This is a genomic window from Pseudorhodoferax sp. Leaf265, from assembly GCF_001422365.1.
Taxonomy (GTDB): domain Bacteria; phylum Pseudomonadota; class Gammaproteobacteria; order Burkholderiales; family Burkholderiaceae_C; genus Pseudorhodoferax.
Window position 1 is genome coordinate 13819 of sequence record NZ_LMMT01000013.1, and the last position, 22629, is coordinate 36447.

A 22629-nucleotide genomic window follows, 5' to 3' on the forward strand; every position below is an offset into this window, starting at 1 on the left:
GCGGGGCAGAAAAAAAAACAACGCGTCCGCCAAGCCGGTTAGCGGCGTCTTCATAGGAGGGAGCCCCGTACATGATTGAGGAACCAGACTACCCAGCCGAACAAGAACCCGACTACGAGCGGCTGCCGGCAGAGGATGTGGACAAGGAAATCCGTGCGCTGCTGGCCTCGGCGGCCAACTTCGCCAGGCTACGGTCCATCGCAAGCGCCCTGGCCGCAGGTGTCACCGGCCTGTCTGGCGACGACCTCTTGAACGAGGCCGTGGTCCGCTTCTACGAAGGGCGCAGAACATGGCCGCGCGGTCTGCACCCGCTTGTCATCTTCAAGAGCGCCATGCACAGCATCGCCAGTGACATGCGTAAGCGCATCGCCATTAGCCCTGTTGACGAGAACGTCGCGCTGGCGACCGTCGGCGGAGAGGATGCCGTCACCGACACTCGGCCGCAGGTGCACGGAGTGGCAAGCTCGACCCCAGAGGACGAGTTGTCCGGCAAGGAGCAGCTGGCCGCAGTCTATGCGGCGGTTGCTGGTGACGATGAACTGGAGCTGCTTGTGATGGTATGGGCCGATGGACAGCGAGGCGAGGATGCGGCCAAGGAGTTGGACTGGGACAAGAAGAAGTACGAGGCGGCCCGAAAACGGCTCACACGCCGCTTGGATGCCCTTGACCCTGACCGGAGACCGAAATGACCAAGCCCTCGAACATCACCACTTTTGTTGACGCCCTGACGCAGGAGCTTATCGATATGCCAGATGAGCAGGTGCTCGAGGGCCGAGACGCGGTACAGCTGCAGGCTGCTGCGCAGGTGCTCTTGAAGTCTGCCCGGGCCGAGGCCGGCAAAAGACGCATGGCCGCGGCGAAGGCCGGCGTGAGCGCGTCGAGAGCTAAGCCGAGCACCTCGAATGTTCAGATGGAGAACGTGTCGGCAGCCGAGGCGCGCCGCTTCGTTGCCCAGGCCCAGAACGATTCCCGCTACACCCTCGCAGCGCGCAAGCTGGGCGACATGACCGATGAAGAAGTACTCCGTCTTTATTCCCAGATGAAGCACCTGGAAGATGCAAGCAGTAAGGGCCGCGACAAATGACGCCCGCGGAAGCGGCGGAAGCCATCATCGAGGACCTGGGCATAACCGAGGTAGGCGAGCTCGACGTTGAGGCGATTGCGTTCGACGCTGGCGTCGAAGTGGTCTACGAGGAACTCAGCGGCTGTGAGGCGACCCTCGTTGGCGTCGGTGACCTAGCAATTGCAACCATCAATCCGTCCAGCTACCGAGGCCGCGCGCGTTTCTCTGTCGCTCATGAAGTCGGACATTGGACGCTACACAAGGGACGCTCTTTCCGCTGTAGAGGCGACCAAGTCGAGGAGAACTTTGCGTCGACAAGCGAGCTTGAGAAGGAGGCAGACACCTTCGCATCGCACCTGCTGATGCCGGCACGCATGTTCAACGAAGCCATCCTTCCGTTCGGCAAGCCGAACTTCAAGCAGTTGGCCGATGTTGCTTCATCTTTCCAGACGAGCTTGACCGCCACCGCGCTTCGCTTGGTGGGAGTCGACACTCTGCCGGCCATCATCGCCTGCTACAACCGCAACGGCCTTCGCTGGCATGTCGCTGCGAAGCATGTGCCTCGCCGTTGGTATCTCAAGGACCAGGTCGACGACGACAGCTTCACATACGACCTGTTATTCAGCGGAAAAGAATGCCGCACACTCGGCAAGCAAGCAGCGGACACATGGTTCACCAACGACGACGCGGGGCGCTACGAAGTGTTGGAGCAATGTGTGCCGCTTCGAGGAGATGAGGTGCTCGTCCTCATCTACCTAACCGACGCGAAAATGATGTACGCGGGCTTTGACCCAGGTGTGGGGAATCGTCGGTACAACGAGCGGGGCTCGTACGTAGCTCCGCGAGGCGCTCATTGAGTGTTTTCGCGAAATCAGTTCGGGGTGCGCGTCTGCGGCAGGTGCTTTGTGACCGCAGTTTCGATGTGCCCACCCTCAGTCACCCGGGAGTACTTTCAGCGCTCTCGAGGGGCCCCGGCATGGTCGGCCCGATGACGCAGCCGACGCCGCCGACGCCGATGTGCCGAAGGCTTTGGTAGATATCCATCTGCCGCCCGACATTAGCGGGCACCCTTCGCGAATCTCCGAGTCGTCACAAAAATGACATCATAATAATCTTGCCAACGAGTCAAATGCTTGTCGAGCAACGCGATTTGGAGAGTACATGATTGCAATCGAGGAAGCGCGTCGACTTATTGCATCCAATCCTCACTCGGACCCCGCACGCGTCCTACGGGACTTGGTGGTCGCACTCGAATCACATGAAAAGTTCGAGCTGGAGCGTCTGTACGGCGTCGACTTGAAGACTTTCGAACTTGCCGTGAGCCTGATTCAAGAGTGGCGCCTTGACCGCTACTTTGCCAAGAAGGGCAAGCTCGTGGACCTGTCATTGGAGGCGCAGGCGCTGTCGGGATTTGGCCCATTGGCGTAACGAAAGTTCGCGCGCCCTCCTGTCTATGACGGTCGTACGTACGTTCGTCCGGCAAGGCGGCCCTCAAGATGGGCGTCCGACCCTACCGGCCAAGCGCAGCGTGGGCCCGTCAAGGGGTTCTTGGCTTCAAAGCCGGCGTTCATGCTGCTCGGGTTGTATCCATCGCGGTACTAGGCTTCGCCAGGCGGTCGTCGCGCGCGGCGCTCGTTCCACGCTTGGAAGTCCGAACGCACGATAGCCTCTGCCAGCTCAGCGGCTTGCGTCAACCAACCCTCCGGTAGCTGCCGCAGGTGCTGTACCAGTACCTCTGTGGAGACCGATGCCGCGTGGATAGCCGCCAGGTCGGCGGCCATAGCCCTCAGCAGAGCTGGACCACGCCCCTGCTTGGCGACGTCGCCTAGGTCGAGTTTGCGCGCATCCGGCGCCACCCGGCGGATGATGAACTTTCCCGAGCGGGTCAGGCTCGCGTCCGGCGAGCGGTAGGTGCCGGCTTCCATCTCGGTGCCGCGGGGGTCTACTGCGTCTCCGGCGGACCAGTCCCAAGCGGATGGAACACTGGCCTTGGCCTCGCGTGCGACAGTGCCTCCACGCCACTGCCCTAGGGCATAGAAGCGCGGCCTGCCAAGGCTTCCGCCACCTTTTTGCTTCCGCAAGAAGGTGATGCCCTGTGTCCCAGGCGGCAGCGCTCGCAGCAGCGCCGCACGCACGCCTTCTGGCGGTTTCGCGGACTTGAACTCGCGGTACTGGGCCCAGTACGAGTCTGCGGTAGTAGCCAGCCCCGCGAGCAGTTCCCGGAACCAATCGTCGCCATGTTCGACGAGCACAGGTCCCGGAGACTTCAGGCCCTGGAGGTAACCCGTCAGTACCGCGCGTGTGGCTTGGGTCCGCCCCACGTCGAGCTCCTTGGCCAGCCATGCGCTCACCAGCAACCGGACGAGGTCCAACGGATAGGGCATGCGGGCAGCTTCGTCGAAGTCGTTGACGCCCCAGACCCGCCGCCCCTCGGCGTCGACCCAGGTGCCGAAGTTCTCCGCGTGCGCATCGCCGACGCACAGAGCGAGCGGCGCCCGGGCCAGGTGCCCTGCGAACACTGGTGCGGTCTTGGCCCATCGGAAGTAGGTGGCACGCAGGAATCGGAACGGGTCCTCCGACATCAATTCGTGCTTCTTCTTGATTCCGCTCTCTACGACGTCGCACTGGCCGCGAAGCCAGCCCTCGTAGGCGGCTGCATCTTCGATGATGGTCTGCATGGGTCTCCTGAAAGTGCTCAGCCGGCATGGGTCATAGTGACTGAGCGTCAGTGCCAACAATACAATATCGTGTAAATCATTTACTTCATTTCCAAGAATTCAATCTGACGTGAGCAACATGCCTAACAACAAGGAAGCCATGAACGACGTGATGACTGCACCGAGCGCCGAGACGCCCGCCCTAGCCGCGACGGAAGCAGCAGCTGCTGCGCCAGTGAGCGCACCGCTCGCTGACGCCGCCCCCGCGTCGGCGCCTGCCGCAACGGCACCCGCTCGCAAGACCGCTGCACGCAAGCCCCCCGCGGCCAAGGCGAAGGTTGCAGTCCCTAAAGCAACGGCGGAGAAGTCGGCTACCAAGGCTTTGCAGAAGGCCACGCCGGCTCGGAAGAAGAAGCCTGCTGTCCCCAAGGCCGCAGCGACCAAGCCGCTGACGAAGGCGCCCACAGTTGCAACCAAGTCGGCTGGCAAGTCGGCAAAGAGGTCCGTGCCGGTGGAAGGTGCACCCGTAAAGTCCACAGCAGTGAAACTTGCACCGGTGAAATCGAAGAAGGCCGTTGTCCCGGCTGCGGTGAAGCCCTCCTTCAAGGCCGCACCGCAGAAGGTGGCTCAGCCAATCCGACAAGACGCAGCGCTCAAGGCCGGCAAGGAAAAGCTGGTGCGTGACAGCTTCACGATGCCGCCGAAGGATTTCGGCTTGATTGCTGTCCTGAAGGACCGAGCTCTTGGTTTCAAACGCCCAGCCAAGAAAAGCGAGCTACTGCGCGCGGGGCTCCATGCTCTAGCGCAGCTGAGCGACGACAAGCTACAGAGCGCGCTGGACGCGTTGACGCCGCTCAAGGCCGGTCGTCCGAAGAAGTCCAAGTAAGCAGCTGCCCCATCGCCGCAGATGCGGCAATGGGCTTCCTTGCAATCAGTCCATCGGTGGCGCGTCGCCGTCTACCGTTGGCTGCAGCGCCTGTGAACGCCGCAGGTCGGCATCGCGCACCTCGTCGCTGAAACGTAGGTCGGTCAGCCGCTCGATTTCCTCCACCGTGGACATGAACTCGCTTACGCGCGCAAGCTCCTCTTCGTCACCGTATGCTTCCATGGCCTCGGGAACGCCTTTGGTGAGCTCTTCCAGCACTTTCTCCTGGCTGGCCAACAGCGCCAGGGACTGCAAGCCCTTGCGCCCCTTCCAGACGACCACCTTCCAGAATTGCAGCGGTATCTGCGAATCGAAGCGGTATGCCGGGTCCGAGTCCGCGAACACCGGGCCGGCGAAGACCGTGACGCGCTTGCGCATGGTCAGGGCGTTGCGCAGCACAAAGGTCTCCACCGCCCGCCAGCGCAGTGAACCCTTCATGCCGGGTCGGTTGTCCGGGCTGCCTTGGTTGAAGAAGCCCAGCTGCGGCGCCGCGTTGGTGTAGTAGAAGGTGTCGGCCTCGGCCAGGATGGCCTGGTCCGGTGTGCCCCAGGCCGGGTCGCCACGCAGGATGACATGTCCCTTCTGCAGCATGCGGGCGGTGCGCTCGGCCATCTGGCGGGCATAGGCGCTGCGCTCTTCCTTGCTCGCATCCTTGCCCGGGTACTTGGGCTGCTCGTAGCCGGGCACACGCTGGTTGCGGTAGAACTCCATCGCCATCTGTTCGCTGTCGAGGATGCGCGGGTCGCGCCGGAAGTCGTCCGAGGCTTCGGCGCCTTCGAGCGACTCGACGCCCAGAATCTTCGGCGTCGGGTTGACCGTTGTGCTCTTGTCGTCGCGGTTGACCGCCACAAGGTGCCGGCCGTTGATGTTGCAGGCAGTGAAGGCACACAGCCGCCGTTCTGCGTTCATCACGATGGAGAAATGGTGGTAACGCAGCTCGTGCGGGTCCTCGTCCTGCAGCGCCAACTGGTTGCGCGCGAGGCGGTAGGGCACCTGGCTGGTGTCCGGCAGCGGGATGACGAAACCTTGGATGAAGCCTGGCTCATAGCCGTTGCGGTCGGAGAAGTCTTCGGCCGACTTGGGCCGAGTCGCTGCCGCCTCGCTGCGGCCGTCCACCGGCGCCGACGCCGGTGGTGTCGGCGGGGGCATAACGACGGGCTGAGCCGCAGCGCTCTGACCGCCGACCGGGAAGGGCAGTCGCACGCTCAGCTCCAGCGGGATAGTCCAGGTCACGGTGCCATCGTCGCGCGCGCGTTGCTGGATGCCAGCGCCCGTGCTGCCGGACTCCCTGGCCTCGGGCATGCTCCGCACCGTCTGGCTGGCCGCATTTGGGCCCACCGGGCCCGAGCGTGGCAGGCTGGACCACAGTTCCAACACGCGCCGCACGGCGTCGGCATGGCGGCCGCTCAAGGTGCCAGCCTGCGCGCGCAGATTCTTGACGATGGCGCTGATGCGCACACCTTCGTTCACGTCCGAGCGCAACGGCTCGCCCACCAGGCTGTCGACCTCCAGCGATGGCTCGCCCCAATGGTGCAGCGCGATGGGCTCCCAGTCGTTGTTGCAGACCGGCGAACCGGAGGCGCCCCTTTCGGTGTCCGCGAGGTAGTGCAGAACCTGCGCCGTCTCGTCGCGCGCGATGAGGTTGTTCTCACGCAGCACGAGCTGCTTGAGCCGACCGCCGGGGTGCTGGATGATGTTGGCGATTTCGCCCAGCATGTGCTTGTCCGCCGCATCCGACAGCGGGTTGAAACCGAAGGCTTCCACCGCTTTGTCGCCGGACAGGCGCGGCCCGATGGCCACCAGCACGAAGTCCAGGCCTTCGGTCGGCTGGTAGACAAAGCAGGACTGTGGGTCGAACGCGAAGGTCGTGACGGGCCGTTGAAGGCCCAGGTCATCGAACTCGTAGTCGAATTCCACCACCAACTCGTTGGCCTGCTGCGCGGTGGAAATGACGTGGTGGTTGGTCAGGAACAAGTTAGGGCCGACCAAGAAGCCGCTGCCCTGTGCGCGGCCCGTCTGGAAGCTGACCCGTCCCACCGTATTGGCGGCCAGGCGGCCGCGAGTCAGGAACTCCACACCGACGAAGTCCACGCTGGGGCCTTGCAGGGCCTCGGCGCCTGCTCTGGTGGCGCCGGCATCGTCGATGCGCGCGGCGCAGCGCTGGACCTGCTCGGCCACCGCCTTGACGTCGCGGTCGGCCATTCCGGTCTTGGTGGCCAGGCGGGCGACCAGGCGCTCCTTGCGGGGCTCGGAGCCCAGCGGGTTGCCCAGGGAAATCTGGCGCAGGGAGCGGTCGATTTCCACCCGCTTGTTTGCAATGCGCTGTCGAACGAGGTTGCGCAGACGCAGTTCGTCACTGTCGGCCATGGCGTGTCCTTCACCCCGGGGAATGGGATGCGACAGACAGCATCCGCTGACGGCGCATCACGTTGATGACAGAGAGGTGACTGTCATTGGCAACTTGGTGGACGGCGCTGACACGGTGACAGAGGATGCCGCCATGCGCTTGCGGCTGCGTCTTGCCCTGGCGGCCATGCAATGCCATCATGCTCATGCTCATGGCCATGGCGCAGCGCCGCCGCGACTTCAGCGCATCACGAGGTTTCAGCACATGGACAACGATATCGTCGACATCGAGCCCTATAACGTCCTATTCATCAGCACGGGGAACTCGGCCCGCTGTGTGATGGCCCAGGCAATCTTGAATCACGTTGGCAAAGGGCGCTTCAAGGCGCACGCGGCCGGCACGTTTCCCAAGGGCGAAGCCCATCCGATGGCGGTGGCGGAGCTGCGTTCGATGCAGGTTCCGGTCGAAACCACGCCTGGGAAAAGCTGGAACGACTTCGCAAAGGCGGACGCCGAAGCGATGGATTTCATTTTTACCGTCTGCGACGAGGCAGCCGGTGAGACATGTCCTGTATGGCCAGGCCAGCCGCTGACGGCACACTGGGGGATACCGGACCCGGTTGCTGTCCAAGGCGATGAGAGCCAAAAACAGCATGCCTTCCGAGACGCGGCTTTGGCGCTCAAGCGACGTATCGACCTGATGCTCGCGCTACCGCTGGAAAAGCTGGACCGGATGGCCATCCACCAGCACCTGACGGACATCGGGGCCGCTCGCCATTGAGCCTGATGCGCTGACGACACGACCGCGAGTGCGACCTCGACGGCCGTCAACGACGTTCAGTGCTTGTCGCGACCTCGACACGCCGTGCAAAGGTCGCCACCTATGCCCCTGGCCTCGGCCATTCAGTGGCTAAGCCGGGAGGCTGACGGGCTCTTCAAACAGCCCGACCTGCGTCAACTCCACATTCTTGGGCCGCACCGCCTTCACCGAGACTTTGATGACTCGACGTTCGGCGGAGAGGCCATTCGGAACGACGACGTAGAGGTACTTTGTGAAGTCAAGAAATGGCCAGCCGCGAGAATAAATCCACTGTGCCACGCGTCGGTTGAACGAATTCAGAACAGCGTAGCGTTGCTCGCTGGCATTCTGCTTGGCAAAGCTCGATAGGTTCAGCTTGTAGTTCAGCAGGTCAAATAGTCGGCCTTCCGCGCTCACCGTTGCGTCGATGCCAAGGTCGTTCTGAAACACATCGGATGCCTTCTTATTCCTTGGCGAGACACCTGCCAGGGTCATTGCTGAGCTCGGAAGCTTGACCTGAATGCACACCCTGGAGACGGCGCTCCAATCATGGTGCTTTTCAAGCCGATGTGGATGCTCAAGCACTGCAACTTTGAAGCTGTAGAGCTTGGAGTTTTCGGGGTTGTGCCTTCCTGCTTCCTCAAGCTCCGCGCGCACTGCATCGCTGACCTGGTCCCACGGGACCTCGGTGCCCTCGTCGTCGACCACGAAATGGAAAGGACCTTCAAAGCCGTTCATGCTGCACCTCCGATGGACGCAAGAGCGTTAAGGGAACATGGCTCACGATGCAGGCGCAACATGTCGGACTCGTGACGACCGCAACGCGCGTGTGTTCAGGTTCGCATGAGTCTCTAAGGGCTTCAAGCTTCCCGGACATGACTTTTGCCCTCCAGCGATGGCCTCACGGTACCTTTGGCGGAGCGGCGCCCTTGTCTCGCTCAACCGCCTGCTTGCCTACCGTCTGCGCAATACCGCTGAGCCCGAGCAAGCCCAACCAAGTTGGGTCGAACGTCGGGAAGGCGAGGTACTGCGCTACGAACGCTACGCCGACGACCAGAAGCAAAAGGTTGACGACAAGGGCCTGGTATCTGTGAGCCTGATGGACACCGTCTGCATCCGTGATGAGGTCGTCCAGGATGCCTCTAGACGGTGCATCGCCGGTGGCTTTACTTCCATCAACCATCAACGACGTTCCGGTGGTGGCAGCACTGATGGCCAACAAAGCGAGGACTGACCCCGACAATGCAGGGAATTGTCCGTAGACGGCCCAAAGGTAGAGTGCGGCTCCAACCGCGAACATGAGCCACGTCCCGGACTGGACGCGAGCCAAACTGAACGGGAGACGAGGCGTTGTCCACCCCTCCTCTCGCGTCACCAGCCCTAGCAACGCCTGAATCCTTTGGTCGTCCGTCAGCGCTTCCCCTTTAAGCATCCGGCCAGCGAAGTCCTTCCTCTCCTCCCACCACTTGGCCTGGTCGGCTGCGGTTGTGGTGGTTGGCCAGCTGAAACCCCGCCCGGAAGCACGAACCAAGTTTTGCAAATCCGTGAAATGCGGACCGTTCGCGTCGAACTTGTCGAACTTGAAGTTGTACGCTCGAAACGGCTGCAGAATCGCTTTCCCCCACCATATCTCGGGCAGGGCTGGGAACGAAGCAACTCGCGCTGCCTGCCAGTCGCGCAGCGAAACCTTTCCTTCCCTTAGAGCTTTCGCCACGTGCTGGGTTCGAAGAGCCCGCACATCGCTCCACCAAGGGTCAAGCGTCCTCGTTCTGAAAATATCCCACCGATAGAGCGCCCACAGAAACAGCCCAAGGAACGCGACGAGCAGCACCGACGAGAAAACGACGTATCCACGATGGGCGACCTGCGCGGTCATTTCGTTCCCCTCAACGGTTTGCAGGTGAGAGTCGGTGAAAACCGGTTCCTTGTCCCAGCCTACTCCAACGCGCAACGTGGTCGTATCGAGGAGCCCAGCCTGCTCGTAGAGGTTCGACCAGAAGCCTGCCTCAGCGCTGGATTGGCGCGCGCTCACGTTGAACCTCAGAATGACGTGAGGAGCGATGGCTTGCACCGCTTCCTTGCCACCAGCAGCTTCCTGAGCGGGCTTACCGTCTACCTGTTCTCTGTGACTGAGGTGCCCCTGAGCCCCCATATCGAACCCGTTGAGGAACAGCCGCAAAGGCTTATCGCCTGCCGTCTTCCTAACATCCTCGTACGCCGCGAGAGGGACGGCGACCAGAATGGCACCAGGCCCTTGAAGATGCAGGCTGCCGCGGCGCAAGGTCGGCGGACACTCCCTGGGAACACCTTTGGCCACGACCTCGGGGGCTTCGTTGCTCGTGGCCCCGTTCCAGATTCTTGTCAACGTAGGGGCAAAGGGTCTGTGCTCAACGTACCGACAGGTGATGGGCCTCACCGTCGATTGCGCCGCGGCCGAGGGGGCCCCTACGCCTTGCAGCAGCACAAGTACCAAAGTTGCGAGACTCGCGCGAAGCAGACCGATTGCCATGGATGCCTCCCAGCCCGTCCGGACACACACGCGGCATGAGGACCAACGGCACCGCTCTGCCGTCGACACTGCAAGCCGAGCCCACCAACCCGGCGCGGAGAGTACCAAGGAACGGCGCGAATGGCATCATTCGTTGGAAGGAGGAGATGCGTAGACCCATATGGCCGTGCACCTCGAGGCCCGCATCATGTTCAACACTACCGCGTCCTGACCACCTCTGGCTGCGCGGCAGCAACCGCCAGCTGGGATATCAGCGACAACCACCTGTGCACCAAAGAATCGTGCCAACAGCCTCTGCGCATTCGCTTGGCCACCTCTTCTCGGTAGGCTGACGGCAAAGGCGGCCGCTTCCTTTGGTGCCGCGTGTGGTTGCAACGAGCGCAAGCTGCAACGATGTTGTCCTCGCGGTCCAGGCCGCCCTCGCTCTGCGGTAGCAGGTGCTCAGCAGTGCAGCGAAGCTGCTTGAAGGCATGCTGCGCGGGATGACAGCCGGGGAGCTCGCTCGGGCACAGCAGCCACATCGGAGCCGAGCAGTAGAAGCACAGGCCACACTGGCGCTGGAAGGCTTGAAGTCGAAGAGATTGAATTCGCGTTGGCATGAGGACTCCTGGATTGAGGAAAGTCCCCGTGCCGGCGTCACGCCACATCGGGCACCGGTGCGTCGCGCAAGCCGGCGTTGCTGGCTCGTCCGAGCGCAGCGGGTTTGGCCTCCCGGCCAAACGCAACGGAAGTGTGCCGCGTATTCCGACAAGATGCAAACGGAACGCCGCCCGGCGCCCGGTCGCCTAACCGACGTTCACGCAGCTAGGTGGGCTACGCCTGCGAGGGAGTCGAGCCTGACTAGGCCGCCAGACGAATCTCGCACTCGCCATGCCACAAAGCGCTTGCACGCACGGCTGTTGTTTTGTACAGTTCACCTCAGACTTTTGGAGAGGCCCATGCAGCAACACCGTCAGTACAGCATTCGTCCCGCTCCCCAGATACCAGCCTGGCTGCAACGCCTCTGGTCTTGGTTCTGACAGCCGCTGAACTTGAGGTTTAGAACGACCGACCTGTCATTCGCCGCGTGGAGCCGAGCCCGCAGGCCGAGTTGCCTGTAGCGGCGGAAGGCGTGCAGCGCTACGTCGGGCAAAGTCGTTGGGGGGAGATGCTTATTGAGGTCAAGGGCGACGATGTGTTTGTCGACGGAAAGCTTGTCGAGCCTTTCCGCGGCTCCTGAGCAGCTAGGTCGGCGCGGCTGTGCGCACCGGAGCAACTGGTCGTCCGGTCGGAGATTCTGGTTGCTGGACACACGGCCTCGCCAAGCCACAATCTCAGCATGAACCACCAGATGCATCCTCGCAGAATGGCAGGCACACCCGACCGGTCAGTGTGGGCTGACGGGTCGTCCGCCCTAAGTGCGGCCAACTGGTACCCGACTACCATTGCGTCCGAGCTTGCCGCCCACGAGGCCATGACGCGACCTGTGGACTCCCTTCGCAAACAGCTCGAGGAAATGCACGCGGACCGTCTCGCGTTTGCCTGCGTGGAGCAATCCAGGTTTGCTGAGAAGCAAGTCTTCGCAGCACTGGCGGCGGAATCGTCAGCGCTGGAGCAGATTCGGCGCTACTCCAAGGAAGCCAGCGCCGCGGCTAGACTGGGGACATTGGCCTCCGTCGCTGGTGCTGATGCGACGCTCAGAGCGTTTGAAGCCGCCACCAGCGTCGCAGCAGGGCTGCCAGCGTTCGAGTCTCCGGCCAGCGCTATGGCCGAACTTAGAGCCTTCGAATCGGTCGCTATCGCCGCGGCAAAGGTGAGCAGTCTCTCGTCCATCGCAGGCGTCGATGGGACATTGAGAGCTGTTGAGTCGGCCACCAGTGTGGTTGGTTTTGAATCCGCAGCAAGTGCAGCGGCAAGGTTCGGCGTGTTCGATACCGTTGCCACCACCTCGGCAAGGTTCGGGGCCTTTGACTCCGTTGCTAGTACCGTGGCACAGCTTGGCGCGTTTGAGTCGGCAGCAAGCGCTGCAGCTAGGATGGAGATTCTCGACTCGGCAGTGCTGGCGAGAAATCGGGCGCTTGAGGAGATGCTGACGCCCAGCAAGGTAGCGGCTAGATATCTTGAGGAGATGAGCGGAGGTGCGACGCTTCAGTTGGCAGCGGAACAAGCTGCAAGGTGGAGCGACCCCTATAAGGACATCACTGCGTCACTTGCCCGCTTCAATGAGCATCTGGGTGTCTCGTCCGCGCGAGCGCTTCTCGAGAGCATGGCCCTGGCCAGCGCTCCCTACGGCCTGCTTAGCCTGCTGGAAGACGCTGCGCACCTGCCGGAGTCAGATGAAGTTCGCGAAGAAGCTCTTCAGCTCGTCCAAGGCGTCACCGACGTCGTATCGAAAGCCTACACGGCGCAAGAGGCGGTTGACAGGATTATTCAGGTCATCCTGGCCACAAAAGAGCCCCAGAGTCAAAGGTTGCTGTTCGCAATCCTTGTACCAGTACTGATGGCAATCGTTTTCTCGTTTGTCAACCCGGTGGCTGACTTCTACGTGAAGAAGTGGCTGGAAGGCACACCGAAACAAGAGGCCGTCAAACAGGTAAAAGAGGCTGCGCGCGAGGCCGTAGGCGACGTCAGGCTGCTCAGCAACTATAGGTTCGTAAACGTGCAGCGTCTGGACCTGAGGAGTGGACCAAAAGCAAAAGCACCGGTCATCGGTCAGCTGCGTTTCAGTCAAACTGTTCGGATACTGGAGAAGGACCGCGACTTCACCTTAGTCGCCTGGCGCAGCGAGGATGGCAAGGTTGAACTGCAAGGCTGGGTGTTTTCAAGATACCTGAGGCGCTTCACCTGAGAGCGCGCGAAGAAGCACGCGCGCGAGGTGCTGTGGGGTTCGTTGGCCATTCTTGGACATCCCAGCTCACGGCCCCAACTACCTATTCAGTCTGCGCCAAGGGCGTGCGACAACCGCGCCTCGGAGCCGTCGCTGGCGTGCAGGAGTAGCGGCGACATCCCCCAGTCAGAAACCTGCTGACTGAAGTAGTCCTCGAAAAACGGGCGCGCCGTCGACGGGTCTTGGCACCTGCGCGCCGCATCCTTCAGCACCGTTGCCAGGTGCACCTTTCCCGCTGCGACGGCGATGGTGAGGCGTTCGAAGCTCTCGATAGAAACAACGAACACGTTGTGGAACGGAAGATTGCGCTGCGCCTCCGCGTCAGGATGTTCAAGGCGTCCCTGACGGTACAAGCTACGAAGCTTCTCGCCACCGCCGACATGCAACTCGCGACTCGTCACGACAAGCAAGAAGTCTTGGTCGGCGCTGGAGAACTCTCGCAGCGACGTCGACGGGGTCCGCACGGCCCGGCCGACGTTCCACGCTTGGTCAATCGCTTTTCGTAGTGGCTTGGTCTTGGTGTAAACCTGCCATTCACTGTCTGTCAACAAAAGCTCGTCGGAGAACAAAGCCATCTTTGCTTCGACGAAAACGTTGCAGTCCCCGAGGACCGCGGCAGCCTCGACGTTGGAGTTTTCGCCTCCACCAACCGCGGCAAGGTACTCCGCGTCGCTGAGCGCATCTGGGAGCATCGTTTTGGCAAGCTCGATGACGTATTGCTCAAACAATCGACTGAACGGCCTCGTGTACTGGTCTTGCAGTTCAGAGAGACGAAGATGGGCAGCCTCTTCGAGGCCTCGAGCGAACACAAGTGGGTGCCAACAGCGAACAGCCCCACCCGCGCCTCTGAACAGCGGATACCGCTTCAGGTGCGGAAATGACGCGAGCTCCTGCTTCAAGGTAAGGCGTCCTGCAGCTTCGCCTCTCAGCTGCTGACGCAGCGAAAACAGGTCACGGACGAAAAGCCCCCAAAACGCGTCAACGCTCGCTCCATACGAAGGCTTCAAGGTGTCGAACCATCCGCCGGGCACCTTGCCGTCATCGGACAGAACAGCGGCATAGACGCCATAGCTCAGGTCAATGAAATGCTCGGGCGACATCCCCAGCGTGGCAACAAACTGCCGATAGGAGGGATGGTTTCTGTCCTGGCGCCCAATCAACGCAGGCCAACGCAAGAATCCATAGCTCACGGGCCGCTGGAACTCGATTTGCTGCAGAAGGGTCCTCAGCATTAGAGCCAGATTGTCGGGAGGATGTCGCCGATGTTCCTCTCCCCCCAAGTCCCACAGCCTCTGCCGCAACTCGTCGAACTGGGCCCATGTAATTGCTCGCCCACTCTCGAGTTGGACATACGGGTCTTGCATTGCCCACTTGACCAGCAATAGGACGTGCCACGGCGCCATTCGAATGCTATGCAGTCTGTCAACCGTCGGTGACGATAGAAGACGTAGTGCTGCGGCCACTATCGAAGCTGCGCTGTACTTGCGGAGCTCACGAAGCACGGTTCGGCGTGCGTCTTCTGTGGATTCTTCTCGCGGAGGCAGCCGAGAGACAAGCCTATGAATGAGCGGCGGAGTGAACGGGAAGGCCATAGCAGGCTAGCTTAGCGCGGAAGCCGGTCACACTTCCATCGAAAGTCCTAAACTCGTTCCACCTCCACTTCCAAGGTTTCAAATGGCTCGTCGACAAAAGGGCTCGCTCGCGGACATTGAGCAGCAAATCGAAAAGCTGCAGCAGCAAGCCGCCGAACTTCGCGCTGCTGAGGTCGCCGGCGTCGTTGACCGCATCAAGGCGGCGATTGCGCACTACGGGTTGAGCGCAGAGCAGCTTGGTTTCCCAGTATCAAAACGCTCCAAAGCAGGTAGTAGCAACGTAGTTGCTGCGGGGCCTGTTGCCGCCCCCCATAGGAGGAAGGTGAAGAGCGCCAAAGTCGCAGGCGTCGCCAAGTATGGCGATGGCACCGGCAAGACTTGGACTGGGAACGGAAAGCGGCCGAGGTGGTTCCTCGATGCAATCGCGGCCGGCAAGACGGCGGAAGACCTGCTCATCGCGACCACGTGAAACGCGCCCCAACTACTGCTATCGGTCGCAAGCGCAGACGCTTCGCCCGGAGCATCCTGTCGGGCATGGTCACCCCCCTCTTAAGCATTCACATCTTGGGTGCAGGTCGCAGCGCCTTTCTCGAGTTTCTCCGGAACCTGACCCCCTGCTTTCTGTTCGCCTCCGTCGCGCTGTTCCTTTCGGTGCGACTTGATTTCAATCGTGTCGACTTGAGCAACTGGGCGCCGACGTTTGCGTTCATCGTCTGTGCGCTGGTCTCGGCATTCGCGTTCTTCGCCAACTTGTCAGCATTCTTGGACAGCGCGCTTGGGCCGAATCAACGACTAGAGCGCGCTGCACGACGGCTTCGGCTTCGGGGCGCGCATCCTCGCCGCATTGCAGCCGCATTGCTTGTGCTGAAGTTGCGAATGCAGCCAGGAGTGGTTGTACAAGTCCTCGTTGCGTTCCTAGTGGTCAACGCCGCGCTGTACGGTGGCGTCTTTGCATCGGCTGGTGCCGTGGTGGCAGCGCTGAAAAATGGCCTGCGCTAGCCGGTAGTCAGACTTCGCGCGCGGGTCTCAAAGCCGACTCACAGTTAGGGCGACCGCACGCTGAATAGCCCGATGGCCCTGCGGCGAGTCCATTTCGAACCCAGCATCCATCAGCGCCAAGAGCAGGCACTCAAACGCCGCCGCCGCTACCTCCGATTTGCTTCCAATCTCGTCGTCTGGCAAGTAAAACTCGCGCTCTAGCTTGCTCGCCGAGATGGCTGCGCCGCGGTCTTCATTGACGGCAATGGTGATGCCGAATGGGAGGTTGACCGCCAGGAGATTGGCGTGTTCGAAGAGCGTGTGCCCCTCGGAACTAGCTCCCAATCGGAAGCCTTGTCCGGGAATCAGCCACACATCCGCAGGATGCAGCACCCCGTCGAAATCGAGGTACAGAAATCGCCTGTGCTGACCCGTCGTTGCTGAACTTTGCGGAGCCATTCGAAGGGCACGATTGGCTGAACGGTCGAAGCATGTGCTCGGTCCCCATGGAGCGCCAAGCTCTTCGGTCGAACGCGCCATAGGCAGACCGTCAAATGCTTCCATCAGCGGGTACTTCACTATCGAATTGCGCAAAACTTCGGCTGGAAGGGCGAATAGCCGGCAATCGTCGTCATGCCCCCTCTCTCCCGCAACGCATAGCAAAGGCTTATCCCTTCGACGGTAGGTCGCGCGGCCCAAAGCCAATGCTCTGCGAGACCCGCAAAGCTCGTTGTGGCCCATCCGGAAGCAGGTCGGGAATCGCGCAACGGCCCCAGCGAATGCCATCAATGCACAGCAGGATGTCGTCGGCAATGGGGCTGTCTAGTCTGCGCAGGTCGTAGAGGTCGAAATGAGTCCATCCCACCACGGACGCGATGAATTTCGAAACTACTCCAGTTTGGTTCGTCCCAGAGCGCTCTGCGAACGAGAGTAGGCGCTCGAATGCCCGCGCGGCAGCGGCAGTGCCGGTGGTCGCGCGTTCAGTGTCTCGGTCGCGGTCGTCTGACATGTACTCGTACCACTCGCTGCGAGGCCGGCGGAGCTCCACCGCAATGCTGGCCTGCTCTCCTGCTGCAGGCGGAGCGTCATCGCATGAGACTGGGCGCCCTCGACGAAGGGAGACGTCCACTGGCAGCTTAGACTCGAGTTCGTCTGCGATGGTGCTGTGTGCCGGGTCGGTCAGCCATGTGAGCGTCCGCCTGACGTCGGCCTCCGACCGGTCCTCGCCTGTCGCGTCGTCTTGCCAGAAGAAGCCGCTTTGCTCCGGTCTTTGCGCAAGCTCATCAGGTTGTTTGGACCCCAGAACCGGTGCGTAGAGATGCGGCATGCCGAGATGCGCAGAGTGCAGATTGCCCGCCGTGGGGTAGTGCCGCAGCAACCATCGCGCAATGTCTCGAACATCGTCCGGCACATTGGGGATTGCTTCACGTGATTGCAGCTGCTCCAGGAATGCACGCGTCTCCGTCAGGGCACGCGTTCGTTCGTCAGGCATGGTCATCGGCTGGCTCCTTGGTTGACGTGCTTCATCAGTGCGGTGCGAGAAAATTCTAGACAGCAATGAGCGCATGCGACCTTCCAAGAAGTTAATTCAGCTGCGCGCGAAACGAGCCCAACAGAACTAATTCATTCATCGAGCGGGAGTGGCTGGGGAGGCATTGCGTCCGAGTTTGGGCGCTCGGCGCGAAACTTTGTCAGAGCCGCTTCGATAGCAGCAAAGGTGAATCTGGAGCTCCCATTTACCCGCCGCAAGAACTCGTCCATTGCGACGCTTCGACCTTTTGGTGCACGGCGCTGCGCAGCAATTGGAGGCTCCGCGTTGGAAGCGGTATCGGCTGGATTTTCTTCGCTGCGTATTGCTAGCACGGCACCGCGTGGGTCGATACCGCCGTGGCGGCTTGTCGCAGGTGGTGATTGAAGATGCGGGTTCGGTTGTCTCATGGACTCTCCTCCTCCGCTTGATTCGGCTCGGTGAACAGCGAGGCAATGTCATCGGTCATGTCGCGCTCCTCGACGATGCTGTGTCGCTCTCGAAAGAGCCGCCAAAGGCAAAATGCGTCGCTATTCAATCCTGGGCGTCTGCTGAGCAGGTAGACGTGGCCATCAGCTGTGACGACTCGTCTCGTGACTGGGTCAACTACGGCAATTGGCGAACTGACCTGCCCTGTGCATCCTTCTCGGCGAAATCCGATGAGAAAGGTGGGCCATGGCTTCGTCCGACCATACAGGGGCACCGACAGCGCCGACCATGCGTCCAGAGTTTTGGTGGGAGCCGAAGCAATTGGCGAAACCTTCCAGTCCATTCAGTGCCGTTTCACAGGAGGAGATGGGTATAGGCAGTGGCTGAACAGTCGCTCAAGCACATGACTCAAGCGGCGCCGGTGCCATAAGCGGTTCCGTCTTTCTCGTGGAAATTCTTGATTGAACGCCATATGCGATGCCGGTATGAGGCGCGCGCCAAACCACTGGCAGCGCGTTCCGGAGGTTCGCGCTGCGGCGCACATCGCCCTCCGCTATCTGGAGAACGCAGCCTGTTCTCAATTTGAGCTCGACCTGCTGGTGGTCCGCGGTAGCAGACAGGCACTCCACTTCACCAAATTCATGTGACCCTGAGTCCTCGTGGCTGCACGAGACCATCAGGCGGTCGATGTGCACACGCGGGTCCCGCGTCAGTTGGATAACGCTGCTGGCTGACACATGTACGAACTGCACTCGGGCGTCGTCATAGGACGTTTTCAGCCTGCCGCCCACAAGAAAGACCATGCAACCCAGAACCTGCGCCGCTGAGTAGTAGCTGTGTTGGAGCAGATGAAGGCTGGGGTCGCGCGGGGACAGCTCGTCATCCAGCGAAACGCGGAATGCTCCAAAGGGTTCGGTCATGGTTGTCGTCACTTATCTCGTATCAGGCGCACCGACGTGAGGCCATGTCGCCAAGAGGCGGGAGTGTAGATGTATAGGCAGTAGATGTATAGCGTGTAGATGTTTGGGCTGTAGAAGTCTGCGCAGTAGATGTTTAGGCTGCGCGTTCTTTTTAGACAGCCCCTGTGAGAGCCAACGGTCGATGAGTGAGCCGAATCAAGTGTTGACTGCGCGGATGCTCCTCTCGGCGAACGTAGCCGCGCTGCGAATGAAGCAGCGGATTTCTCAGGAGCGCTTGGGTGAATTGGCCGGCTTCCACAGGACCTACATCAGCCAACTTGAGCGTGGTCTCTCAAACGTCACTGTGGACAACATAGAGAAGCTTGCCGCCGTGCTCGGAGTACCGGTCGCCTCCTTGCTAGAGAAGCCTAGTGGCGGTGAAGCACCTGACAAGTAGAGGGCATATCGGCGTCTTGCGCTGATGCCTCAACGGCAGCTGGAGGCCTGCAGCGGGCTAGTCGCTCCTGGCGTCATGGAGATGCATTGCTCTTCGGCGGCAAGCGTCTGCGCGGTCATTCAGTTCCAGTGCTCCTGCCTCGTTGGAAGCGATGTGAGCAGGCTCGCACTGAATTGGAAGCCACACTCGCCACGGCTGCGCTGCTCCCCTTCCTTGCTGCCAGAGCGGTAACCGCCGCCCAAAGTTTTCCACTGGAATTAAACAGGTGATTCACATGTTGTTCACACCCTCTCGCACTCTCCCCGCTACAACTGCGCTGACGCGCCCTTCGGGCTTGCCTCACTAGAAAGAATTAACTTTCCCACAGAGAAAACACCACAGAACGGGTGCTCGCAAAGCCTCAAAGCCATCATCATGAGCATCAAGGGGCCCCAAGACCACGACAGAAGTAGGGTCGAAGGTGTCCATGTGCGAAGCTTGCTCACGGACACCGTTGGGGTTGGACCAGAAACGGGAAAGTCACGAAAAAACAATGAGTTAAGCTATGTCCATTTTTGTCGCACTTGCCAAGGACGGCCACCTGCATGCGCCCAGCGACTACGTGCACCGCGGCTGCCGTGTCGTGGCCAACCCGTTGGGCTATGCCAAGAACGGCGAGCAGGAAGGCTTCCGCCCCCAGTTGCTCATCGAGATCTGAGCGCGCCCAGCATTTCGTCGCAACTTCTTACGTTTCGAAATCACCATGTGCGACCAGGGTTGTCGCACGCGCGCTATCTTGCTCTTCGTCCATCCCGTCATCGCGCACAGGAGCCACCGTATGAAAAGCGTCTGGTCACCTACCCTGGCATGGTTTTTTGCCATCCTGGCCGCGCTGTTGCTCGCTGTGGCGGCGCCCACGGAATCGAGCGTGATGGGACGCCTGCCGAACCTGCAGGCACGCCAACTCGACCAGCGGCCGCTGGCCTTGCCCGAAGGCCTGGATGCCGACCGCACCTTGGCCCTCATCAGCTTCCACCGCGACCAGCGTCCCGCCGTCGACAGCTGGATCGACGGCCTGCAGCTGGGCGGTGATGCCTCCGTGCGCTGGCTGCGCATGCTGGTGGTCAACGATCCCGGCGACGCAGCCGAGCGCGGCATGATCGAGAACCGCTTGCGCGAGCGCTACGCGCAGGAAAAGGCCACCGTGGTGCCTGTGTTCACCGACCGTGCAGCCTTCGCGCGCTCCACCGGCCTGTCCGGCGTGGAACTGCCGCATGTGGTGGTGCTGAACCGCCGCGGCGAGGTGCTGGCCCGTGTCGAAGGTCCGTTCGACGCCGAGAAGGCCCGCGCGCTGCGCGCCACGCTGGGCGAATAGATCAATCGAGCGCCGCGCGCGCGGCCTGCGTCAGCGCCTGGCTGAGCCCGTCCAGCACCTCGGACTCCAGGTTCCAACAGTGCCAGTACAGCGCCACGCGCTCGGCGTGGCCAGGCGCGATGTCCACGAGTTCGCCGGCCGCCAGCAGCCCGCGCACCAGCAGTTCCGGCACCACGCTGGCGCCCCAGCCCGCCAGCACGGCGCGCACCTGGCCTTCCGAACTCGGCACGAACAGCTGGTTCAGTGCCAGCCGCGGCAGGCCCAGCCGGCTTGAGACGAACTCGCGCTGCATGTCGTCCTTGCGGTTGAAGGCCACGAACGGCACCTGGTGGAAGTTGTGCGGCGTGAGCGCACCACCCAGCCGCTGCTGCGCGAACGCCGGCGCCGCCACGGCCACATAGCGCATCGCGCCCAGCGGCACCATGCGGCAGCCGCGCAGGGCCTGGTCCAGCGTGGTCACGCAGCCCAGCACCTGGCCCTCGCGCAGCCACTCCTGCGTGAAATCCTGGTCGTCCGCAATGATCTCCAGCGGCAGGCCTTGCGCCACGGGCTCCTGCAGCGCGGGCAACACCCAGGTGGCGATGCTGTCGGCGTTCACCGCGACGGCCACGCGCTCCTGCTCGCGCAACCGGCCGCCGGACTGCGGTGCGAAGGCGCGCATGTCGCGGTCCAGGTCGGCACGCAGCAGCCGCAGCTGGCGCGTGTGCTTGAGCAGCAGTTGGCCGGCCGGCGTAGCCTTGAGCGGGCGCCGCACCAGCAGCACGGTGCCGGCCTGCGCCTCCAGTGCCTGCAGGCGCTGCGACACCGCCGACTGGGTGATGTGCAGGCGCTGCGCGGCGCGCTCGAAGCCGCCCTCCTCGACGATGGCGGCCAGGCATTCCAGCGCATCGGGATCGAACATGTGCATGGGGGCGATGGTATGGTCAGCGCCATCACAAGAGGAGACGGCGCCGCGCGCCACACCGATGAAGATCTTCTACGGCTGGCGCATGGTCGGCGCGGGTGGCGGCCTGCAGTTCCTGCAGGCCATGTTGCTGCAACAGGCCTTCGGCGCCTACGTCGCCGTGCTGGCCGAAGAGCGCGGCTGGAGCAAGACCACGCTGTCGGGGGCCGCCGCCATGCAGTCGGCGGAATCGGCACTGCTGGGCCCGGTGCTGGGCTGGCTGGTGGACCGGATCGGCCCGCGCGCCATGATCCGCGCCGGCGTGCTGGCCTTCGGTGTCGGCTTCATGCTGCTGAGCCGCATCGACAGCGTGGCCGGCTTCTACATGGCCGTGGCCGTCATCGCCATCGGCACCAGCCTGTCGGGCTACTTCCCCATCAACGTCGCCGTGATCCGCTGGTTCTCGCGCAAGCGTGCGCGGGCGCTCTCGGCCATGAACCTAGGCATGGCCATGGGCGGGCTGTTCGTGCCCATCGTGGCCTGGTCGCTGGTGGCCAACGGCTGGCGCGCCACGGCCTTCGCCTCGGGCGTGCTGTCCATCGTGGTCGGCTGGCCGCTGGCCTCGATGTTCCGCAGCCGGCCCGAGGACCACGGCGCGACCGTGGACGGCGACCCCGTCGCGCCACCACCGGCTGACGGCAGCAGTGCGGCACCCGCCGTGGTGCCGCAACGCGAGTTCACCGCGCGCGAGGCGCTGCGCACGCGCGCCTTCTGGCTGCTGGGCCTGGGCCACGGCTTCGCGTTGCTGGTGGTCACGGCCGTCAACGTGCACGCCATCAGCCACATGAAGGAAGGCCTGGGCTACAGCGTGGCGCAGGCCGCGCTGGTCATCACGCTCCTGACCGGTGCGCAGATCGGCGGCGTGCTGCTGGGCTGGCTGATCGGCGACCGCTACGACAAGCGCTACCTCTCGGCCGGCTGCATGCTGGCGCACGGCGTAGCGCTGCTGCTGCTGACCTACGGCCACCACGCCACGGCCATGGTGGCCGCCTTCGCGGTGCTGCACGGCGCGGCCTGGGGCCTGCGCGGCCCGCTCATGCAGGCGATCCGTGCCGACTATTTCGGCCGCAACGCGATCGGCATGATCCTGGGCCTGTCGACGCTGATCATCGCCATCGGCCAGGTGGCAGGGCCGCTGGTGGCCGGCGTGCTGGTCGACCTGACAGGCAACTACCGCGCCGGCTTCACGGTGCTGGCGCTGCTGGCGGCCAGCGGCTCGCTGCTGTTCCTGCTCGCGCGCAAGCCCGGCTGAGCCTGTCGCCCGCGCGTCGGGGCCATTGGCCC

Annotated in this window: 24 protein-coding genes and 1 pseudogene; 14 read left to right on the forward strand and 11 right to left on the reverse strand. The window is 62.4% G+C overall.

Translation table 11 applies throughout. The features are described 5' to 3' along the window. The first annotated feature begins 71 nt into the window (after positions 1–71). From ASF45_RS14280 to ASF45_RS14295, 4 genes are all read left to right on the forward strand, one after another. Entirely contained in the window at positions 72–689 is a 618-nt protein-coding gene (locus ASF45_RS14280) for a hypothetical protein (RefSeq protein ID WP_056663402.1), read from the forward strand. Next, positions 686–1084, forward strand: coding sequence for a hypothetical protein (locus ASF45_RS14285; RefSeq protein WP_056663404.1), 399 nt, complete (start codon positions 686–688; stop codon positions 1082–1084). Before ASF45_RS14280 ends, ASF45_RS14285 begins: the two co-directional genes overlap by 4 nt. Further along, positions 1081–1920, forward strand: a complete 840-nt coding sequence (locus tag ASF45_RS14290; RefSeq protein WP_056663407.1) for an ImmA/IrrE family metallo-endopeptidase — start codon at positions 1081–1083, stop codon at positions 1918–1920. The genes ASF45_RS14285 and ASF45_RS14290 overlap by 4 nt, the downstream gene beginning before the upstream one ends. A gap of 304 nt (positions 1921–2224) precedes the next feature. After that, entirely contained in the window at positions 2225–2491 is a 267-nt protein-coding gene (locus tag ASF45_RS14295) for a hypothetical protein (protein ID WP_056663410.1), read from the forward strand. Positions 2492–2661: 170 nt separating this feature from the next. Here ASF45_RS14295 and ASF45_RS14300 read toward each other — a convergent pair whose 3' ends face one another. Continuing rightward, positions 2662–3741: a DUF2252 family protein gene (locus ASF45_RS14300; protein WP_056663413.1), complete on the reverse strand. Its 1080-nt coding sequence runs from the start codon at positions 3739–3741 to the stop codon at positions 2662–2664. Positions 3742–3859: 118 nt separating this feature from the next. On the opposite strand from ASF45_RS14300, the gene ASF45_RS35280 reads away from it, so the two are divergent. Continuing rightward, positions 3860–4606 carry a hypothetical protein gene (locus ASF45_RS35280; protein WP_235580922.1) on the forward strand — a complete coding sequence of 249 codons (747 nt, stop codon included), beginning with the start codon at positions 3860–3862 and terminating at the stop codon, positions 4604–4606. Positions 4607–4651: 45 nt separating this feature from the next. Here ASF45_RS35280 and ASF45_RS14315 read toward each other — a convergent pair whose 3' ends face one another. Further along, positions 4652–7012 carry a DNA/RNA non-specific endonuclease gene (locus ASF45_RS14315; RefSeq protein ID WP_056663421.1) on the reverse strand — a complete coding sequence of 787 codons (2361 nt, stop codon included), beginning with the start codon at positions 7010–7012 and terminating at the stop codon, positions 4652–4654. 10 nt (positions 7013–7022) lie between these two features. Further along, positions 7023–7205, reverse strand: a complete 183-nt coding sequence (locus ASF45_RS35285; protein ID WP_156472998.1) for a hypothetical protein — start codon at positions 7203–7205, stop codon at positions 7023–7025. 51 nt (positions 7206–7256) lie between these two features. On the opposite strand from ASF45_RS35285, the gene ASF45_RS14320 reads away from it, so the two are divergent. Beyond that, a complete protein-coding gene (locus ASF45_RS14320; protein ID WP_056663718.1) occupies positions 7257–7772 on the forward strand; it encodes an arsenate reductase ArsC in 516 nt (171 codons plus the stop codon). 129 nt (positions 7773–7901) lie between these two features. Here ASF45_RS14320 and ASF45_RS14325 read toward each other — a convergent pair whose 3' ends face one another. The 3 genes from ASF45_RS14325 to ASF45_RS37095 all read right to left on the reverse strand — a co-directional run bounded on the left by ASF45_RS14325 (position 7902) and on the right by ASF45_RS37095 (position 10946). Continuing rightward, entirely contained in the window at positions 7902–8528 is a 627-nt protein-coding gene (locus ASF45_RS14325; RefSeq protein WP_056663424.1) for a hypothetical protein, read from the reverse strand. Positions 8529–8691: 163 nt separating this feature from the next. After that, on the reverse strand, positions 8692–10206 hold the full coding sequence (locus tag ASF45_RS14330) for a hypothetical protein (RefSeq protein WP_156472999.1): 1515 nt from the start codon (positions 10204–10206) through the stop codon (positions 8692–8694). 290 nt (positions 10207–10496) lie between these two features. Continuing rightward, complete coding sequence (locus ASF45_RS37095) at positions 10497–10946, reverse strand: HNH endonuclease (protein ID WP_156473000.1); 450 nt, start codon at positions 10944–10946, stop codon at positions 10497–10499. A gap of 419 nt (positions 10947–11365) precedes the next feature. Between ASF45_RS37095 and ASF45_RS35290 the strand changes: the two genes are divergently transcribed. Further along, the gene (locus tag ASF45_RS35290) at positions 11366–11518 is read left to right on the forward strand and encodes a hypothetical protein (protein ID WP_156473001.1); all 153 of its coding nucleotides are present in this window, start codon (positions 11366–11368) and stop codon (positions 11516–11518) included. 99 nt (positions 11519–11617) lie between these two features. Next, positions 11618–13126, forward strand: a complete 1509-nt coding sequence (locus tag ASF45_RS14335; RefSeq protein WP_082551022.1) for an SH3 domain-containing protein — start codon at positions 11618–11620, stop codon at positions 13124–13126. Between the two features lie 86 nt (positions 13127–13212). Here ASF45_RS14335 and ASF45_RS14340 read toward each other — a convergent pair whose 3' ends face one another. Continuing rightward, the gene (locus ASF45_RS14340) at positions 13213–14397 is read right to left on the reverse strand and encodes a hypothetical protein (RefSeq protein ID WP_156473002.1); all 1185 of its coding nucleotides are present in this window, start codon (positions 14395–14397) and stop codon (positions 13213–13215) included. Positions 14398–14839: 442 nt separating this feature from the next. On the opposite strand from ASF45_RS14340, the gene ASF45_RS14345 reads away from it, so the two are divergent. Further along, positions 14840–15226 carry an H-NS family nucleoid-associated regulatory protein gene (locus tag ASF45_RS14345; protein WP_056663438.1) on the forward strand — a complete coding sequence of 129 codons (387 nt, stop codon included), beginning with the start codon at positions 14840–14842 and terminating at the stop codon, positions 15224–15226. 65 nt (positions 15227–15291) lie between these two features. Next, a complete protein-coding gene (locus ASF45_RS35295; RefSeq protein ID WP_156473003.1) occupies positions 15292–15756 on the forward strand; it encodes a hypothetical protein in 465 nt (154 codons plus the stop codon). A 27-nt stretch (positions 15757–15783) separates the two neighbouring features. Here the strand turns inward: ASF45_RS35295 and ASF45_RS14350 are convergent, their stop codons facing one another. The 3 genes from ASF45_RS14350 to ASF45_RS35300 form a co-directional block, all read right to left on the reverse strand. Then, positions 15784–16299: a hypothetical protein gene (locus ASF45_RS14350; RefSeq protein WP_156473004.1), complete on the reverse strand. Its 516-nt coding sequence runs from the start codon at positions 16297–16299 to the stop codon at positions 15784–15786. A 103-nt stretch (positions 16300–16402) separates the two neighbouring features. Continuing rightward, positions 16403–17233 carry a BPSL0761 family protein gene (locus ASF45_RS14355; RefSeq protein WP_056663445.1) on the reverse strand — a complete coding sequence of 277 codons (831 nt, stop codon included), beginning with the start codon at positions 17231–17233 and terminating at the stop codon, positions 16403–16405. 854 nt (positions 17234–18087) lie between these two features. Continuing rightward, positions 18088–18612 (reverse strand): hypothetical protein, encoded by a 525-nt coding sequence (locus ASF45_RS35300; protein WP_156473005.1) that lies wholly within the window; start codon positions 18610–18612, stop codon positions 18088–18090. 181 nt (positions 18613–18793) lie between these two features. Between ASF45_RS35300 and ASF45_RS14360 the strand changes: the two genes are divergently transcribed. The 3 genes and pseudogenes from ASF45_RS14360 to ASF45_RS14365 all read left to right on the forward strand — a co-directional run bounded on the left by ASF45_RS14360 (position 18794) and on the right by ASF45_RS14365 (position 20402). Continuing rightward, positions 18794–19048 carry a helix-turn-helix domain-containing protein gene (locus ASF45_RS14360; protein WP_056663448.1) on the forward strand — a complete coding sequence of 85 codons (255 nt, stop codon included), beginning with the start codon at positions 18794–18796 and terminating at the stop codon, positions 19046–19048. Positions 19049–19622: 574 nt separating this feature from the next. Next, positions 19623–19745: pseudogene (locus ASF45_RS35305) on the forward strand (metallophosphoesterase); the annotation flags it as partial. A gap of 120 nt (positions 19746–19865) precedes the next feature. Beyond that, the gene (locus tag ASF45_RS14365) at positions 19866–20402 is read left to right on the forward strand and encodes a hypothetical protein (protein ID WP_056663451.1); all 537 of its coding nucleotides are present in this window, start codon (positions 19866–19868) and stop codon (positions 20400–20402) included. A gap of 1 nt (position 20403) precedes the next feature. On the opposite strand, the gene ASF45_RS14370 is transcribed toward ASF45_RS14365, so the two are convergent. Then, positions 20404–21309 (reverse strand): LysR family transcriptional regulator ArgP, encoded by a 906-nt coding sequence (locus ASF45_RS14370; RefSeq protein WP_056663452.1) that lies wholly within the window; start codon positions 21307–21309, stop codon positions 20404–20406. A 58-nt stretch (positions 21310–21367) separates the two neighbouring features. Between ASF45_RS14370 and ASF45_RS14375 the strand changes: the two genes are divergently transcribed. Further along, positions 21368–22597 carry an MFS transporter gene (locus tag ASF45_RS14375; protein WP_056663453.1) on the forward strand — a complete coding sequence of 410 codons (1230 nt, stop codon included), beginning with the start codon at positions 21368–21370 and terminating at the stop codon, positions 22595–22597. The last annotated feature ends 32 nt before the right edge of the window (positions 22598–22629 follow it).

Bases quoted from the DNA above. Each gene is read 5' to 3' on its own strand.
- ASF45_RS14280 (WP_056663402.1), top strand. From the start codon at position 72: ATGATTGAGGAACCAGACTACCCAGCCGAACAAGAACCCGACTACGAG.
- ASF45_RS14285 (WP_056663404.1), top strand. From the start codon at position 686: ATGACCAAGCCCTCGAACATCACCACTTTTGTTGACGCCCTGACGCAG.
- ASF45_RS14290 (WP_056663407.1), top strand. From the start codon at position 1,081: ATGACGCCCGCGGAAGCGGCGGAAGCCATCATCGAGGACCTGGGCATA.
- ASF45_RS14295 (WP_056663410.1), top strand. From the start codon at position 2,225: ATGATTGCAATCGAGGAAGCGCGTCGACTTATTGCATCCAATCCTCAC.
- ASF45_RS14300 (WP_056663413.1), bottom strand. From the start codon at position 3,741: ATGCAGACCATCATCGAAGATGCAGCCGCCTACGAGGGCTGGCTTCGC.
- ASF45_RS35280 (WP_235580922.1), top strand. From the start codon at position 3,860: ATGCCTAACAACAAGGAAGCCATGAACGACGTGATGACTGCACCGAGC.
- ASF45_RS14315 (WP_056663421.1), bottom strand. From the start codon at position 7,012: ATGGCCGACAGTGACGAACTGCGTCTGCGCAACCTCGTTCGACAGCGC.
- ASF45_RS35285 (WP_156472998.1), bottom strand. From the start codon at position 7,205: ATGAGCATGAGCATGATGGCATTGCATGGCCGCCAGGGCAAGACGCAG.
- ASF45_RS14320 (WP_056663718.1), top strand. From the start codon at position 7,257: ATGGACAACGATATCGTCGACATCGAGCCCTATAACGTCCTATTCATC.
- ASF45_RS14325 (WP_056663424.1), bottom strand. From the start codon at position 8,528: ATGAACGGCTTTGAAGGTCCTTTCCATTTCGTGGTCGACGACGAGGGC.
- ASF45_RS37095 (WP_156473000.1), bottom strand. From the start codon at position 10,946: ATGTGGCGTGACGCCGGCACGGGGACTTTCCTCAATCCAGGAGTCCTC.
- ASF45_RS14335 (WP_082551022.1), top strand. From the start codon at position 11,618: ATGAACCACCAGATGCATCCTCGCAGAATGGCAGGCACACCCGACCGG.
- ASF45_RS14340 (WP_156473002.1), bottom strand. From the start codon at position 14,397: ATGCTGAGGACCCTTCTGCAGCAAATCGAGTTCCAGCGGCCCGTGAGC.
- ASF45_RS14345 (WP_056663438.1), top strand. From the start codon at position 14,840: ATGGCTCGTCGACAAAAGGGCTCGCTCGCGGACATTGAGCAGCAAATC.
- ASF45_RS35295 (WP_156473003.1), top strand. From the start codon at position 15,292: ATGGTCACCCCCCTCTTAAGCATTCACATCTTGGGTGCAGGTCGCAGC.
- ASF45_RS14350 (WP_156473004.1), bottom strand. From the start codon at position 16,299: ATGGAAGCATTTGACGGTCTGCCTATGGCGCGTTCGACCGAAGAGCTT.
- ASF45_RS14355 (WP_056663445.1), bottom strand. From the start codon at position 17,233: ATGACCATGCCTGACGAACGAACGCGTGCCCTGACGGAGACGCGTGCA.
- ASF45_RS35300 (WP_156473005.1), bottom strand. From the start codon at position 18,612: ATGACCGAACCCTTTGGAGCATTCCGCGTTTCGCTGGATGACGAGCTG.
- ASF45_RS14360 (WP_056663448.1), top strand. From the start codon at position 18,794: ATGAGTGAGCCGAATCAAGTGTTGACTGCGCGGATGCTCCTCTCGGCG.
- ASF45_RS14365 (WP_056663451.1), top strand. From the start codon at position 19,866: ATGAAAAGCGTCTGGTCACCTACCCTGGCATGGTTTTTTGCCATCCTG.
- ASF45_RS14370 (WP_056663452.1), bottom strand. From the start codon at position 21,309: ATGCACATGTTCGATCCCGATGCGCTGGAATGCCTGGCCGCCATCGTC.
- ASF45_RS14375 (WP_056663453.1), top strand. From the start codon at position 21,368: ATGAAGATCTTCTACGGCTGGCGCATGGTCGGCGCGGGTGGCGGCCTG.